This is a genomic window from Bradyrhizobium sp. 40 (genome assembly GCF_023100925.1).
GTDB lineage: Bacteria > Pseudomonadota > Alphaproteobacteria > Rhizobiales > Xanthobacteraceae > Bradyrhizobium.
Genome location: NZ_CP064688.1, coordinates 4,128,658 through 4,143,548 on the forward strand (window position 1 = coordinate 4,128,658; position 14,891 = coordinate 4,143,548).

Annotated in this window: 18 protein-coding genes; 7 read left to right on the plus strand and 11 right to left on the minus strand. The window is 63.9% G+C overall.

From position 1 onward, the window contains the following. Nucleotides 1–4: 4 nt before the first annotated feature. From IVB40_RS20160 to IVB40_RS20190, 7 genes are all read right to left on the minus strand, one after another. A complete protein-coding gene (locus IVB40_RS20160) occupies nt 5–634 on the minus strand; it encodes a GNAT family N-acetyltransferase (protein WP_247816097.1) in 630 nt (209 codons plus the stop codon). 150 nt (nt 635–784) lie between these two features. After that, nucleotides 785–1,186: a PaaI family thioesterase gene (locus IVB40_RS20165; protein WP_027569725.1), complete on the minus strand. Its 402-nt coding sequence runs from the start codon at nt 1,184–1,186 to the stop codon at nt 785–787. A gap of 121 nt (nt 1,187–1,307) precedes the next feature. After that, nucleotides 1,308–2,510 carry a kynureninase gene (gene kynU / locus IVB40_RS20170; protein WP_247816098.1) on the minus strand — a complete coding sequence of 401 codons (1,203 nt, stop codon included), beginning with the start codon at nt 2,508–2,510 and terminating at the stop codon, nt 1,308–1,310. An 8-nt stretch (nt 2,511–2,518) separates the two neighbouring features. Beyond that, on the minus strand, nt 2,519–3,358 hold the full coding sequence (kynA, locus tag IVB40_RS20175; RefSeq protein WP_247816099.1) for a tryptophan 2,3-dioxygenase: 840 nt from the start codon (nt 3,356–3,358) through the stop codon (nt 2,519–2,521). A 33-nt stretch (nt 3,359–3,391) separates the two neighbouring features. Further along, a complete protein-coding gene (locus IVB40_RS20180; protein ID WP_247816100.1) occupies nt 3,392–4,201 on the minus strand; it encodes an alpha/beta hydrolase in 810 nt (269 codons plus the stop codon). Nucleotides 4,202–4,455: 254 nt separating this feature from the next. Further along, a complete protein-coding gene (locus IVB40_RS20185) occupies nt 4,456–5,733 on the minus strand; it encodes an ArgE/DapE family deacylase (protein ID WP_247816101.1) in 1,278 nt (425 codons plus the stop codon). 54 nt (nt 5,734–5,787) lie between these two features. Next, complete coding sequence (locus IVB40_RS20190; protein ID WP_247816102.1) at nt 5,788–6,513, minus strand: pyridoxamine 5'-phosphate oxidase family protein; 726 nt, start codon at nt 6,511–6,513, stop codon at nt 5,788–5,790. A 74-nt stretch (nt 6,514–6,587) separates the two neighbouring features. Between IVB40_RS20190 and IVB40_RS20195 the strand changes: the two genes are divergently transcribed. Together IVB40_RS20195 and IVB40_RS20200 are read left to right on the plus strand one after the other, a co-directional pair. Then, nucleotides 6,588–8,060 carry a PLP-dependent aminotransferase family protein gene (locus IVB40_RS20195; protein WP_247816103.1) on the plus strand — a complete coding sequence of 491 codons (1,473 nt, stop codon included), beginning with the start codon at nt 6,588–6,590 and terminating at the stop codon, nt 8,058–8,060. Nucleotides 8,061–8,127: 67 nt separating this feature from the next. Continuing rightward, complete coding sequence (locus IVB40_RS20200) at nt 8,128–8,376, plus strand: DUF6719 family protein (protein ID WP_027517580.1); 249 nt, start codon at nt 8,128–8,130, stop codon at nt 8,374–8,376. A 3-nt stretch (nt 8,377–8,379) separates the two neighbouring features. Here the strand turns inward: IVB40_RS20200 and IVB40_RS20205 are convergent, their stop codons facing one another. Both IVB40_RS20205 and IVB40_RS20210 read right to left on the minus strand, forming a co-directional pair. Next, nucleotides 8,380–8,742 carry a hypothetical protein gene (locus tag IVB40_RS20205; protein WP_027569717.1) on the minus strand — a complete coding sequence of 121 codons (363 nt, stop codon included), beginning with the start codon at nt 8,740–8,742 and terminating at the stop codon, nt 8,380–8,382. Between the two features lie 35 nt (nt 8,743–8,777). Further along, nucleotides 8,778–8,942 (minus strand): hypothetical protein, encoded by a 165-nt coding sequence (locus tag IVB40_RS20210; RefSeq protein WP_247816104.1) that lies wholly within the window; start codon nt 8,940–8,942, stop codon nt 8,778–8,780. A gap of 416 nt (nt 8,943–9,358) precedes the next feature. On the opposite strand from IVB40_RS20210, the gene IVB40_RS20215 reads away from it, so the two are divergent. Then, entirely contained in the window at nt 9,359–9,553 is a 195-nt protein-coding gene (locus IVB40_RS20215; RefSeq protein WP_247816105.1) for a hypothetical protein, read from the plus strand. 46 nt (nt 9,554–9,599) lie between these two features. Here the strand turns inward: IVB40_RS20215 and IVB40_RS20220 are convergent, their stop codons facing one another. Then, nucleotides 9,600–10,148, minus strand: a complete 549-nt coding sequence (locus IVB40_RS20220) for a CreA family protein (RefSeq protein ID WP_247360644.1) — start codon at nt 10,146–10,148, stop codon at nt 9,600–9,602. A gap of 208 nt (nt 10,149–10,356) precedes the next feature. Between IVB40_RS20220 and IVB40_RS20225 the strand changes: the two genes are divergently transcribed. From IVB40_RS20225 to IVB40_RS20240, 4 genes are all read left to right on the plus strand, one after another. Then, nucleotides 10,357–11,943, plus strand: coding sequence for a L,D-transpeptidase family protein (locus IVB40_RS20225; RefSeq protein ID WP_247819566.1), 1,587 nt, complete (start codon nt 10,357–10,359; stop codon nt 11,941–11,943). A gap of 92 nt (nt 11,944–12,035) precedes the next feature. Beyond that, nucleotides 12,036–12,605, plus strand: coding sequence for a glutathione peroxidase (locus IVB40_RS20230; protein WP_247286354.1), 570 nt, complete (start codon nt 12,036–12,038; stop codon nt 12,603–12,605). 168 nt (nt 12,606–12,773) lie between these two features. Further along, entirely contained in the window at nt 12,774–13,799 is a 1,026-nt protein-coding gene (locus tag IVB40_RS20235; RefSeq protein ID WP_027569712.1) for a polysaccharide deacetylase family protein, read from the plus strand. A 7-nt stretch (nt 13,800–13,806) separates the two neighbouring features. Beyond that, entirely contained in the window at nt 13,807–14,358 is a 552-nt protein-coding gene (locus IVB40_RS20240) for a dihydrofolate reductase (protein ID WP_247816106.1), read from the plus strand. Between the two features lie 11 nt (nt 14,359–14,369). Here the strand turns inward: IVB40_RS20240 and IVB40_RS20245 are convergent, their stop codons facing one another. Further along, nucleotides 14,370–14,822 carry a DoxX family membrane protein gene (locus IVB40_RS20245; RefSeq protein WP_027569710.1) on the minus strand — a complete coding sequence of 151 codons (453 nt, stop codon included), beginning with the start codon at nt 14,820–14,822 and terminating at the stop codon, nt 14,370–14,372. Nucleotides 14,823–14,891: the final 69 nt, after the last annotated feature.

Below are 14,891 nucleotides of genomic sequence, written 5' to 3' on the forward strand. Positions count from 1 at the left end.
CAGGTCAGGCGGCGCGATTGCCATAGATGCTGGAAATGATCTTCCAGCAGGTCGAGTTGAAGCTGATAAGAGCGCGGCCGGCCGCGAATGGCGAGGCCGCGAGATCAGCGAGCTCGTCCTCAGGCGCCTTGGCGAGATCGATCGTACCCGTCGATTCGCCATGACGGAATTGCAGATGCGCCCCGAACTTCCTGGCGAGCGCGCGCATCGCGTGATTCTCGGCGCCGGTGGTAATACGCAGGCGCTTGTAGCCTTTCCAGCGCGCTTCCGCGATCAAACGGCTGAACAGCACGGTGCCGACGTTCTGGCGCCGCGCCGAGGCTTCCACGCTGAAGGCGACCTCGGGTAGCGAATCGCCCTCGGGCGGATGCAGCTCGGCCGCACCGCGGACCACGCCATCTATGATATAGGCGACGATCACGGTGCCGTCCTCGGCACAGCGGGCGGCGTAACGCTCGATAAAACTGTCGTCGAGAAAACCGTTGAAGCGGTCGTGCCGGCTTTCGGCATCGAGCCTCAGCAGGTGATCGCGCAAGAGCGGCAATTCTTCCTGCTGGCTCAACGTGCGCACGTAGCCCTGAACGGACTTCGGGCGGCTGGTTACTTCAAGTCCAAAATCTGCTGCGAGTGACAAGTCAAAACTCCTCTTGGTGTCCCTCGAGGAGGCGTTCGAATCCCTAGGCCTCCAATATTGTGCATCGCAACAAATTTTTCAAGATGGGAACCTGCCAATGTTTCGGGCATGGGAGGCGACTAATTCGTTAACAAAATCAAGCCCCCGTATTCATACGAGGACTAACTGGGTCTGCGTCACCACGGCGACCAGCTTGCCGTCCTCGGTCTCCAGCCGGGTGGTCCAGACCTGGGTTCGCCGGCCTCTGTGGACTGGGGTGGCGGTCGCGATCACCGTGGTTCCCTCCTTGGCCCCGCCGATAAAGTTGGTCTTGCTCTCAAGCGTGGTCGTGCCCTTGGCGTCCTCCGGCAGATTGATCACGGTGGCCGCCGCGCCGACGGAATCGGCCAACGCCATCACCGCGCCGCCGTGGATGGTGTGATGGAGCGTGCAGAGATCGGGCCTGACCGTCATCCGCGCCACCACGCGATCTTTTCCGGCCTCGACGAACTCGACGCCCTTGAGTTCGGCAAACGGCATCTTCATCGCTTTAAGTTTCTCGAGCGGCGTCATCGGATCTCCTCCCAAGTCATTCTGCTCACAGGGTGAATTGCTCCGCGCGGCAAAGCAATGACGTCCGAGGTCGTCATTGCTTCGCTGCGCTCGCAAGGACGGGGGAGACAGCCTTCGTACCTCACGTCACCGCATTCACCACCTGATACTCCGGCCGCCGCCAAATCTCGCCCGCGATCACCTCCTCGATGAACTCGGCCGCACGAACGATCTCGCTCTCGCCGGTATACAGCGGCGTGATGCCAAACCTCATAATGTCAGGCGCACGGAAATCGCCGATGACGCCACGGGCGATGAGGGCCTGCATTGCGGCGTAGCCGCCGTCGAAAGCGAAGGAGACCTGAGAGCCGCGGCGCTCATGCGTGCGCGGTGTAACAAGCTTCAAGGAGGGACAGCGGCGTTCGACCTCGGCAATCAGGACATCGCCGAGCGCCAGCGAACGCGCGCGGACTTCCCCGATATCGACGCGGTCCCAGATGTCGAGCGAAGCCTCCAGCGCCGCCATTGCCAGCACCGGCGGCGTGCCGACGCGCATGCGCTCGACGCCGCACGCGGCCGCATAGGCAAGCTCGAACGCGAACGGCTTTGCGTGCCCCATCCACCCCGACAAAGCGGCGCGCACGCTGTCGGCGTGGCGCGGCGCGACGTAGAGGAAGGCTGGTGCGCCGGGGCCGGCGTTGATGTATTTGTAGGTGCATCCGGCGGCGAAATCAGCGCCGGTGCCTGCAAGGTCAACCGGCAGCGCCCCGGCCGAATGCGCGAGGTCCCAGACCGTGACGATGCCGAGCGCATGCGCTCTTGCAGTCAGCTTCGCCATGTCATGGCGCCGTCCGGTGCGGTAATCGACCTCGGTGATGTAGAGCACCGCGATCTCCTCCGACAACGACGCCTCGATCTCCTCCGGCGCGACCAGGCGCAATTGATGGCCACGGCCGAGCGTCGCGATCAGGCCTTCTGCCATGTAGAGATCAGTCGGGAAATTGCCGGTGTCCGACAGGACGACCTTGCGCGATGCGTTCATATCGAGCGCGGCGGCGAGCGCCTGATAGATCTTGAGCGACAGCGTATCTCCGACCATGACGGAGCCAGCTTCCGCACCGATCAGACGCGCGATGCGATCGCCGACATGACGCGGCTGGGCGTACCAGCCCGCCGTGTTCCAGGCTCGGATCAGCTCGTCGCCCCATTCGGCGGTGATGACGCGGCTGACGCGCTCGGCAACGCCAAGCGGCAACGCGCCGAGCGAATTGCCGTCGAGATAGATCACACCATCCGGCATATGGAACAGCGCTTTGGTGTCGTCGTAAACGCGAAGCTTGGTCATGAAAATCTCTACAGGATCGTGCGCACGCGCCAGAGTTCGGGAAACAGCTCGACCTCCAGCATGCGCTTGAGATAGCTGACGCCGCCGGTGCCGCCGGTACCGCGCTTGAAGCCGATGACGCGCTCGACCGTCGTCACATGGTTGAAGCGCCAGCGCCGGAAATAATCCTCGAAATCGACCAGCTTCTCGGCCAGTTCGTAGAGCATCCAGTGCGTTTCCGGCGCCTCGTAGACGATACGCCAGGCCTGCAGCACAGCTTCATTGAAGCTATGAGTTTCGCGAACATCGCGCGCCAGCACGGCCGCGGGCATCTCGAGGCCGTTGCGGTCGGCGAGCCGCAGCACCTCGTCATAGAGGCTTGGCGTCGCGAGCTCGGCTTCGAGCAGCTGCGTGGTTTCCAGATCGTGCGCGTGCGGTTTGAGCATGGCATGGTTGCGGTTGCCGAGCAGGAATTCGATCAACCGGTATTGCCGCGACTGGAAGCCCGAGGACTGGCCAAGCTGCGAACGGAAGCGCGTATACTCGCTGGGCGTCATGGTGCGCAGCACGTCCCAGGCGCCGTTGAGCTGCTCGAAGATACGCGACATCCGTGCCAGCATCTTCATCGCAGGCTGCACTTCATCCTTCGCGATCGAACGACGTGCGGCGCTGAGCTCGTGGATGGCGAGCCGCATCCAGAGTTCGGTGGTCTGATGCTGGATGATGAACAGCATCTCGTCATGCGCTTCCGACAGCGGATGCTGCGCACCGAGGATCGCGTCCAGCGCCAGATAGTTGCCGTAGGACATGCGCCGGGCGAAATCGGTCTCGGCGCCTTCGCTTGCGGGATCGTATTCGCTGGACGTCATGGCATGCCCTTTCGATCGATCTTTAAGGCCTCGTCAGTCGAGGCCGATCAGGCGCGCGGTGATTGGCGACGACGGCTCCTTGAGGGCGTCGATCACGGTGAAATGGTTCAGCCCGGGATCGACGACAAGACGCGTCGGCACGTCGAATCCAGTCCAGACATTGGCCACCAGATCGGACTGGCGGATGAATTCGGGCCGCTCGTTGCCACCGACCCAGGCGGTCACGGGTGAAGGCCCGCGCGGCAGATGCAGCGCCGCGCTTTCCAGCGTCGCCTCCTCCATCGTCATGCGCAGGGTGTCGTTCATCCTGGTCTTGAGCAGCGGACGCAGATCATGCAGGCCGCTGATGGACAGCGTCCCGGCGATGCGGTTGAAGACGGCGGGCTCCAGCCGGCTGTCGTCGCACAGCATGCGCGTAACGAGATGCCCGCCCGCGGAATGGCCGGCGAGCCGGATCGGTCCCGCGACGAGCGCGGCCGCCTTGGCGATCGCTACGGTGATTTCCGCCGTAATGTCGGAGATGCGCGCGGCCGGCGTCAGCGTGTAGCTTGGCAGTGCCACCGTCCAGCCGTGATGCCGCGCGCCTTCGGCGAGATCAGTCCACGCCGATTTGTCGAAGCGCATCCAATAGCCGCCGTGGACGAAGACGACGAGGCCCTTGCTGTCGCCGTCGGGCAAGATCAGGTCGAGGCGCTGGCGCTCGCCGGGGCCATAGGCGATGTCGGAGCGAAATTCCTTCAGTCCGGCGCGATAGGCCGCCGCGCGCTCCGCCCACAGCGCCGGTATCTTGTCCGAGCCCGGGATATGGGCCGAATTGGCGTAAGCGTCATCCCAATCGCGCATCGTGACTTCCTCGACGGACTCAAGCCCTTGTGGACCCGGCGCCAGTCTGCCACCGGCGCGGGCGGCATCCTAGTCTTTAGTTTAAGCTTAAAGGATTTTGGAACGCCGGTGGATTGGGCAGCTCCCGTCATTGCGAGGGCAGCGACTTGTCCGCCGAAGCTTTAGCGAAGGCGGAAGCAATCCAGTCTGCCTCCGCGGTGGCAGTCCGGATTGCTTCGTCGCAATGGCTCCTCGCAATGACGGCTGGAAGGCCCCTACCCCTTCTCCACCCCGCACCAATCCGCGATGAACAGCGCCATGGCCTTGGTCGTCTTCTTCAGCGATTGCAGATCGACATATTCATTGAAGCCGTGCATCTCGCCGCCACTCGCGCCGAAGCACAGGCTCGGGATACCGTGATTGAGGCCGTAGAAGCGCGTGTCGGTGAGCGCGGTGAAGACGAGGTCTTCGATTTGGCCGCCATAGACGGCGCTGAAGGCCTTGCCGAACGCGGCTTCCGGCGCGGCGGCGTCGGTCAGCTCATAGCCTTCCGACAAGAAGCCCGACCATTCGACCTCCGGGGGATTATTGGCGAGGAAACGATGGTTGCGCGCGGCAGCCGCAACGCAAGCCATGATCTCCTTCTGGTGATCGGCGATCGACCAGCCCGGCAACACGGCAATCCGGCAATCGACGTCGCACCAGGCCGGCACGCTGGAGGCCCAGTCGCCGCCCTTGATGATGCCGGGGTTGAAATTGATGGGATGGTTCAGCGTCTTGAAGTGACGATCGGCTTTCGCGCGCTCGTTCCACTCGATCTCGAGTTTTTGCAGCGCCTGGATCAAATGATAGGCCGCCATGATTGCGTTCGCGCCGGAGCCGGCGAAGGCGACGTGTGTCGGATGGCCCTTCACGCGCAGGCGAAACCAGATCACGCCGACCTGCGAGCGCACCATCTTGCCGCCGGTCGGCTCAGGAATGAAGCAGGCATCCGCGCGATAGCCACGTTGAAGCGTCGAGAGCGCGCCGACCCCGGTGCTCTCCTCCTCTATCACGGACTGGAAGTGAATCCGCGCCGTCGGCCTGAGGCCCGCGGCCTTGATCGCATCGAGCGCGGAGAGCGCTGCGATGGTGCCCGACTTCATGTCGCAGGCACCGCGTCCGAACATCTTGCCGTCCTTGATGACGGGCGAGAACGGCGGGGTGTCCCACAGTTCCAGCGGGCCGGCCGGTACGACGTCGCAATGGCCCTGGAGGATCAGCGATTTGCCCGCCTCGGTTTTGGGCCGGTACGTGCCGACCACAGTGCGCGCCTTCGAAAAATCATGCTCGATGGGCCCGAAGCCGCGCAGATCCTTGAGGTCATTGACATCGATGTGCCAGTCGTCGACCTCGTAGCCGCGCGCGCGCAGGAGGTCGCCGATCATGTCCTGACACGGCCCCTCCGCCCCGCGGGTCGAGGGGATCGCGACGAAATCGCGTGTGGTCGCGAGCTGGGCTTCGAAGCCGGCATCAACGGCGTCAAGAATCCTCTGCTGCGTTTCGGCATTCATCAGGCAACTCCAATCGGGCATTAAGATCATCGATGGAGCGCAAGCTAGCCGATTTCAGCCGTTCGGGTACTCTGCAAAATAGGCATCCCGCAATGCATCTTCGAGCAGCCGGCCCTCCGAATAGCCATTCAGTGTCGCCGGTCGGCGCACGCCCTCGAGCAGCCGCGGGCAAGGTTCCGGCGCACCGAGCACGGTGCGCACCGGGATGCGCTCGGCATAGATCGGCAATTCATAGTCCTCGTCATCGTCGGCGACACCCTTGGCCCGGATTTTCGCGGAGGCTTCCTCGATCTCCATCGCGATAAAGGAGGTCGCCTTGATCTCCTGCGTGTTGCTCGCCCGCAGGCTCGCGGTGCGGTCCGGGAAGAAGCGGTCGACCATGGCGATCACCGCGCGCTCCTTCTCCTCGGGATCGGTGACGAGATAGGCGGTGCCGAATGCCATCACCGCGCGGTAGTCAGCCGAGTGATTGAATCCGCAGCGCGCCAGCACCAGGCTGTCGAGATGGGCGACCGTCAGGCACACACGCTCGCCCCGGGTCTGGTTGCGCAGCATGCGGCTGGCGCTCGAGCCGTGCCAGTACAGCTTCGTCCCTTCACGCCAGAAGAAGGTCGGCGTGCAATAGGGTTGGCCGTCGATCGCGTAGGAGACGTGGCAGAGCATCGAGGAATCCAGGATGCGATGAACGGTGTCGTGATCGTAGAAGCCGCGGTCGTGACGGCGCTTCACCTGGTTGCGCGCGGATGTCGGATAGGAATTTTGGTTCTCGGTCTGGCTCACGGCCGCTCCTGTCGGATTGAAACACTTCCAGCGCAGTTGTAGCCACGGATTTGGTCTGCGATAGTGCCAATTCCATGCGAAAAATTTCGACCAATTCTGTCCCCTCGCCGGCCAAAGCCGAGCTGCCGCTCGACCTCGCAGGCCCGCACATCACGGCTGGCGCCTCGTCGGCGCACCGGCTGTATCAGGCGCTGTGCGAGATGATCGTCGGCGGTCTGGTGAAACCCGGCGAGCCGCTGCCGCCGTCGCGCACGCTGGCCAAACAGACTGGCTTTCGGCGCAATGCCGTCGTCACCGCCTATGAGCGGCTGATTGCCGACGGCTTTGCCGACGCAACAGTCGGCTCCGGCACCTTCGTCGCCGCGCGCATCCCCGCGCGCGCGGCCGAGCCGAAGCGGCCGAAGATCAGCGTCGAAACGCCCGGGCAAGGCGCGTTTTCGCTCGGCTGCACCCATATCGACGCGCGCGCCGTGCAGCGTTTCCGGGCCTTTGTCGGCCGTCGCATGCGCTCCTTCGGCGCGGAGCATCTGCACTATGGCGATCCCCGTGGCAGCCGCGAGCTGCGTGCGGCGATCGCCGATCATCTGTTGTCGGCGCGGGGCCTGCGCTGCGATCCCGATCAGATCATGCTGACGTCGGGCACGCTGCACGCGCTGCGCATCGTGCTGAGCGCGATCCTGAAGCCCAACGACCAGGTCTGGTGCGAAGACCCCGGCTACCCCGCTGCGCGGAAAACCATCGCGCATTGCGGCTATCGTGCCGTGTCCGTTCCCGTCGACGCGCACGGCATGCGTGTCGCCAAAGGCCGCGCAGCGGCGCCGTCCGCGCGCGCAGCCTATGTGACCCCGTCGCACCAGTTTCCGCTGGGTGTGCAGATGTCGATGCCGCGACGGCTCGAGCTGCTGGACTGGGCCAGGCAGGGCGGCGCCTTCGTGCTGGAAGACGATTACGACAGCGAGTTCCGCTATGACGGCGCGCCGCTGATGTCGCTGGCCGGCATCGATCACCTCCAGCGTGTGATCTACATGGGCACGTTCGCCAAGACGTTGTTTCCGGGCCTGCGCATCGGCTATTGCGCCCTGCCCGAGCGCTTGATTGCTGATGTCACCGCCGCGCGGGCCGCGCTCGACCGCTTTCCCGGCACGCTGACGGAGGGCGCGGTGGCCGACATGCTCAATTCCGGCGCGTTCGCGGCGAACCTGAAGCGCGTGCGCAAGCTCTACCGCGAGGCGCGCGACGCGCTGGCCGGGACGCTCGAAGCCGCATCTGACGGCGTGCTGTCGGTGCCGGTCCCATCACAGGGTCTGCATCTTGTCGCCCGGTTCGATCCCTCAGTCGATCTGGCTGTGGCAGCAGACGCCAAGCAGGCCGCCGGCGCCGAAGGCTGGCTGTTGGCCGACACCTATTCACGCGCGCGTCCTCTTCCCGGTTTCGTGCTGGGATTTTCCGGCCACGCGGTTCCGAAGCTCGTCGCATCCGCCGAGCGGCTCGCGCGGGAATCGCGAGCGGCCTTGCGTGCGAGACGCAAGCCGGCCCGGCGGGCATGACGAACGCTCACTATGAGAATCGGCTGCCGCTCCCTACATTGCGGCATCGATGCCGGGAGCTCACACCATGCTGCTACGCCGCGCGACTTGCCTCTCGCTCCTGATCTTCATCGCACTCGCCGCAACCGCGCGCGCAGGCACGGTCGGACGCGAGCAGGACATCGTCGATCTCAAGCTCGGCCAGCGCGTGCAAGTGGACGACGGAACCTGCCCCGCCGGACAGGTCAAGGAAGTGCGCGGCGCCAAGATGACCGACAAGGGCGTCGCACGGACGAGCACCTGCGTGTCGCGGTTTGGTCCGAAATCAAAGCGATGAGCGCTACTTCGCCGGATCGAACATACATTGCAGGGTCGGCTTGGCGATCTTGGTGAAGGTCGGGCCGATTTCGGTCTGCTTTGCGGCCGGCACCCAGTCGGTCTCGATCGTCGGCACCCCGGTCTCGCTGATGCCGCGCAGCAGGGCCTCGCGGAGATCGCGATCCTCGACGACGGCGGCAGCATGATCGTGCAGGCAGCCGCAGACCTCTTCCGGATGCTCCCATCGCCCGAGCATGCGCGGCGCGCATTGCCTCACGAACTCGGTACGGGGATCGGGTAATCTGGAGGGAGAGCGCACCTGCGCCTGAACGGCACTGATCGTCAGAAGGAATATGAACGCCGCAGCGAAGGTACGAACAATCATGATGGCCTTTATCGGCTGATTTTTCTTGTTGGCGATCAGAAGCGCGCCGCAACCACGATCGGCTGCGGCGCCGGGGTCATGATCGGCGAGCCGCTGTACTGGAAAGTACCGATACCTGGGACATTGCCGTCCGGCGAGCCCGCGAACGAGGAGCCGGCGAGCATGAAAGCGAAAGCAAGGATGAGGCTGAGCGTGCGCATGGACTTGTCTCCGAATTCTCTGGCCGGCGTGCGCCGTCGTCGTTGTGAGGTTGATAACCATGGGCGGTTTCGCGCGTGATGCGCCAAAGCCGGAAAATGGTTTCATCTCCGTGAGAATTGTTTCGTCCCGTTCGGAGCGACGACATATTCGACGGAAAATCTCAATCTTTTCAGATGGGTCGTGCGGCCGCCCAATGTGGCTTGGCAGGTTCCGTGCGCGCTCGGCTGCGCGCCGGAACGCTGGCGCTGTCATGATCCCGCCTCACACCCTTCACATGCGTTTTACGTTTTTCTGCTGAAGAGAAGCCGAACGAAGGCTGGGCCCCGTCGAACCGGGGGCGCTTCGACGGCGACCCAAGCTATCGAGACCGAGACGCCCGGAATCACCGAGCGCGTTCATGTGAGGAACGGCCATCATGACGGCGCAGAATCGCGCAACGACGCGCGATGCGGACCAACGAACGGACCGCCGGGAACAACGGTCTGTTCGCAGCAGCGCCAATTCGCCTGGCGAAATGGCGCTGCAATCGAGCCGTGGGTTTGAGGCCACACCGCAATCATTCGTGCGGCTGACCGGCTCGCATCTTGCAAAACCGCGCCAGCCGCGCTGACATCACCGAGTGAACGCAAACGCGTCACTGAGTGAACGCAAGGGCGTCACTGAGTGAAGAACTCTCCGCACTTCTGGACGTTTGCGTCCGCCGGTCCCCACGGCATGACCGGCACGGTCGAGGTCGAGTTCTTCGGCGAGCCCTCGATCAGCCTGTCCGAATAGACCATGTAGACCAGCACGTTGCGCTTGGCGTCACAGCCGCGCACGATCTGCATCTTCTTGAAGAACAGCGAGCGGCGCTGGCGGAACATGTCGTCGCCCTGCTCCATCTTGTTCTTGAACTTGATCGGGCCGACCTGACGGCAGGCGAGCGAAATGTCCGAGACCTCCTCGGCAAGGCCCAGCCAGCCCTTGAAGCCGCCCTTCTCCGGCACCGTGAAATGACAGGCCACGCCCTCGACTTCAGGATCGTCGAGACCATAGGTCGCAAGCTTGTCGTTCGGGCTCATCCATTTGAACACGGTCGAGCGGCGGAAGATCAGATCCGGCTCGTCCGCGGCGGATGCGGACGCCGCAGGCACGGTCAACGCCAGGAGAAATAAAGCGAGGCCTTTCAAGCGGATGCTGGAAAGACCGGGGAAACGAGATGACATGAAGTTCTCCAGTAACAAGTCCCAGCAATGTAGGTATGAGGCGACCGATCAGGAAGACGATCGGCAGGCCGATACGGCCGCCGTTTACCGCTCCGTGAGGCTTTTTTGCTACGCTTTGGACAAAAGTAGCTGATCGCAGAACCGCCGCGCTGGTGAACGCGTATCCCCTCTGAGAGACTAACATCTGATTTGGATTATGGATTCGATGATGAACAGCGTGAACGGGTCTGGTTTTTCTGCCAAGCCGGCGCGATTTTGGCAGGTCGCCATTTTGACGGCGGCGGGTGCGATCGGCACGGCGAGCCAGGCGGACGCAGCGTTTTATTACTGGACGGATTATTCCGACGGGTCCTACGGGCGCCAGGAGCGCCATCCCGAAGTCCCGCGCCAGAAGCCGCAGAAGCGTGGTGCGGCCGGCAAGAAAGACCTCGTTGCCGAAAAAGAAGCCGGCACGAAACCGCAAGGCCCCCTCGTCATCGTCGTTTCGATCGATCGGCAGAAGGTCACGGTCTACGACACCAAGGGCGTGTTCGCGGAATCCCCGGTGTCGACGGGCATGAAGGGCCATTCGACGCCGATGGGTGTGTTCAGCGTCATCCAGAAGCACAAATTCCACCATTCCAACATCTATAGCGGCGCGCCGATGCCGTACATGCAGCGGATCACGTGGTCGGGCGTTGCCATGCATGCCGGTGTGCTGCCGGGCTATCCGGCCTCGCACGGCTGCATCCGCATGCCGATGGCGTTCGCTGTGAAGATGTGGAACTGGACCAGGATGGGCGCGCGCGTGATCGTTTCGCCCGGGCAGATGTCACCGCAGAACTTCTCACATCCGCTGCTTGCCTCGGTGCGCGTTCCGCCGCAACCCGCGGCCAGCCTGGAGCCGCAGACCAATGCCGCCGAGAAGGCCGACAAGGGCGCGGCCAATACCGGGGCCACCGAAGCAAAGCCGGTTGAAACGAAGACTGCCAGCGCGGACGGCGTGCTCGAGCTGCGCTCGTCGGTCGGCCACACCGTGTTGTCGGACGTGACCACCGGATATGCCCCGGTCCGCGAGGAGGACTCGGCCGACCAGACCGAGATCACCGCAAAGCCCGAGACCAAGACCGCTGAGGCGGCGGACGCGGCCAAGCCCCAGGCCGGAGATGCCGCGCAGCCCGCGAACACTGAAGCGAAGCCTGTCGAGGCCGCGGAGACGCCGAAGTCCGAAACCGCCGAACCCGCGAAGACGCCCGATGCACCGGCCGTGGCTCCAGCGCAGGCGGCCACGCCCGACGTCAAGAAGGACGAAACCCGCGTTGCCGATCCGGCGCCCGTGGCGAAACCTGAAGCGCCCAAGCGCGCGGGCCAGATCGCGGTCTTCATCAGCCGCAAGGATTCCAAGCTCTACGTGCGGCAGAACTTTGCGCCGCTGTTCGAGGTGCCTGTCACGATCGCCGCGAGCGATCGACCGCTCGGCACGCATGTCTTTACCGTCGAAGTCGACAAGGCCGATTCCAATGCACTGCATTGGTCGGTGGTGTCCTTGCCGGTGTCCGTCCGCTCTGCCGCGCGCGAGGATGATCGCCGCATGACAGGCCACCAGCGTGGCGCAGCCGTGATTCCCGTCGCTGCCAAGCCTGTGGTCACGCCGGACAGCCCGGCCGAAGCCCTCGACCGCATCTCGGTCTCGGCCGACACGATCACGAAGATCAACGAAATGCTGACGTCAGGCGGCTCGATCATCGTCTCCGACCAGGGCATCAACCAGGGCGAGACTGGCGAAGGCACCGATTTCATCGTCCGCCTGTACTAGCGGGCTTTATCGCGGCAGATAACGCGGTGTTGACGAGGCCGCTCGCAGCGGCGGGGTAACATGTGCCTCGTATCATTTCGGGGGACGCCGTCATGATGAACCGCAGGACGATGCTCATCGCCGCCTTTGCAGGCACGCTGGCGCCGGTGACGCGTGCACTGGCGGATGGCGGCATGAGCCGAATCTCCGCCTACGCCTTCTCTTTCCCGGCATTGTCAGGCGGCGACATCCGCCTTGCGGCCTTCACCGGCAAACCGCTGCTGGTGGTCAACACCGCTTCGCTCTGCGGTTACACGCCGCAATACGCTGGCCTGCAAGACATCTGGGGCGAGTTTCGCCAACGCGGCCTCACCGTCATTGGCGTGCCCTCCAACGACTTCGGCGGACAGGAGCCCGGCGGCACCAGCGAGATCTCGGAGACCGCCCACCACCAATACGGCGTTACCTTCCCGATCGCGGCCAAGGCTGTCGTGGTCGGTGCCAAAGCGCATCCGTTCTACAAATGGGCGGCAGAGGCGCGCCCCAAGGATGTTCCACGCTGGAACTTCCACAAATATCTGATCGGCCGGGACGGCTATATCGCCGACGTCTTTGCATCCACGGTCGAGCCGGCCGACACGCGGATCAAGACGGCGATCGCCAAGGCGCTGGCCGACACTTGACGGCGCATGTCCCGCAACCCGGTTGGGCACAATTGCGGTGGGGCGCCAAACAGCCGTTGCAATGGCGAGGGCCCACCATCTAGGCTAGGATCTCGTTAGGGGCAGGATGGTTTTGCCGGAGGCGAAAAGCCGCGGCGGAACAACGGGATCAATCTCGAGGACAACACCATGCGTGTGGCGGCAGGACTGATTTTGGCAAGCGCGATGTCTCTGGCGATGACGAGCGCGGCATGGTCGCAGACCCCGGCTGCAAAGCCCGCTGCCGCGACGCAAGCCCCACCGGCGGCAACACCGGCTGCGGCTGCGCCCGCTGCGGCTCCGGCACCCGCTCCTGCAGCAGCCGCCGCGCCGGCGGGCTTCGTCAATCCTCCCGCGCCTAAACAGGCGCCGCAGCCCGCGCGCGCGGCTTGCAACACGCCGGGCGCCTTGGGCGTCGCCCGCACCGTCGAGATCGACACCACGGGCGGTCCCGGCTTCGGCTTCGAGCATTTCAAGGAGCTCGATTTCCTGCGCGACAAGGAGGTCGTGCTGACCTTCGACGACGGCCCCTGGCCCAAGAACACGCCTGCGGTGCTGAAGGCGCTCGCCGACGAGTGCACCACCGGCATCTTCTTCTCGATCGGCAAGCACGCGACGTACGAGCCGGAGATCCTCAAGCAGGTCTACGCGGCCGGCCACACCGTGGGCACCCACACCTGGTCGCACGCCAATCTCAACAACAAGAAGCTCACGGAAGCGCAGCGCAAGGAAGAGATCGAGAAGGGTCTTTCCGCGGTGAAATGGGCGCTCGGCGGCATTTCGCCCTCACCGTTCTTCCGCTTCCCGGCGCTCCAGCATCCGCCGGAGATGGTCACCTATCTCGGCAACCGCAACACGGCGATCTTCTCCTGCGACATCGACTCCTTCGACTTCAAGGCCTCGAAGCCCGAGAAGGTGGTCGAGACCGTCATGAAGAAGCTGGACAGCAAGGGCAAGGGCATCATCCTGATGCACGACTTCCAGAAGCACACCGCGGAGGCCCTGCCCGAATTGCTCAAGCGCCTGAAGGCCGGCGGCTACAAGGTGGTGGCGATGCGCGCCAAGTTCCCGGCCTCTACGCTGCCGGAATACGACCAGGAGCTGCTCAAGGACGTCAAGCTGCCGACGGTGAGCACCCGGCCGGTCAACAGCGTCGTGACGACGGTTTCCGAATAGCCGCGCCTTGTCCTTTCGCATCGAAGGCTACGTCATCGTCTCCGCGGACGGCATGCTCGCCGACGCGGCGCATGTCATGCCCGACAGCCTGAAGTTCGAAGGCGACAAGCTGTTCTTCGAGCAGGCGCTCGATCGCGCTGCGCTGATCGTGCACGGCCGTCATTCGCACGAGCAGCAGCCGAATTCACCCAAGCGCAAGCGCCTGATCCTGACCCGCAAGATAAAGGAGCTGACCGTCGATCCCGAAATGCCGAACGCGACCTTGTGGAATCCGGATCACGCCAGCTTCGAAGACGCCTGTGCGTTCGCCGATGTCGCCTCCGGCACCGTCGCAATCATCGGCGGCCCCGTCGTGTTCGACATGTTCATGAACCGCTACGACACGTTCTGGCTGTCGGAAGCCCCGCATCTGCGGCTGCCCGGCGGCGAAGGCTGTTTTGTGGAAGTACCGGCGCGGACGCCTCAGCAGGTGCTGGCCTCACACGGGATGAAACCGGGCGCGCCGTATCTGCTCGACGCCGCGCACGGGGTGACCGTCACGCCGTGGCGCAGGACGTAGCGGTTTAACTTTTATACGTCCCCGTAGGCCGCCTCCGCCGGACGCGTGGCGCGGCCGTAGCCCATGATCATGAACAGCGCGCCGATGATCGACAGGTTCTTGAGCGCGTCCACCAGCATCTTGCCGTTGTCAGGCGGCACCTGGTTCCAGAAGTCGTAGAACAGGAAGGTCGCGACCGCGACATAGATGATCATCAGCATCGCGAAGAACCGCGCGCCGAAATTCAGCGCGATCATCACCCCAGCGATGATCTCGAGGACACCGACCGCGATCGCCAGCAGTTGCGGCGTCGTCATGGCCGTCGCCGTCTCGACCTGCTTGGCGTAAGGCGCGATCATGTCGGGCACCACGACCTTGGCGGCGATGAAATCAACGGTCGCCTGCATGGCAAACAGTCTTGCCGCGCCCGTGTAGATGAACAGCACGGCGAACAGAATCCGCCCGAAAGTCACGAACGCTGGCATGATCGGCCTCTTTGCTCAGGCTTTTTGAAACCGGAATTTTCGCGAAAGCACTGAAGGATTATGGAGAGT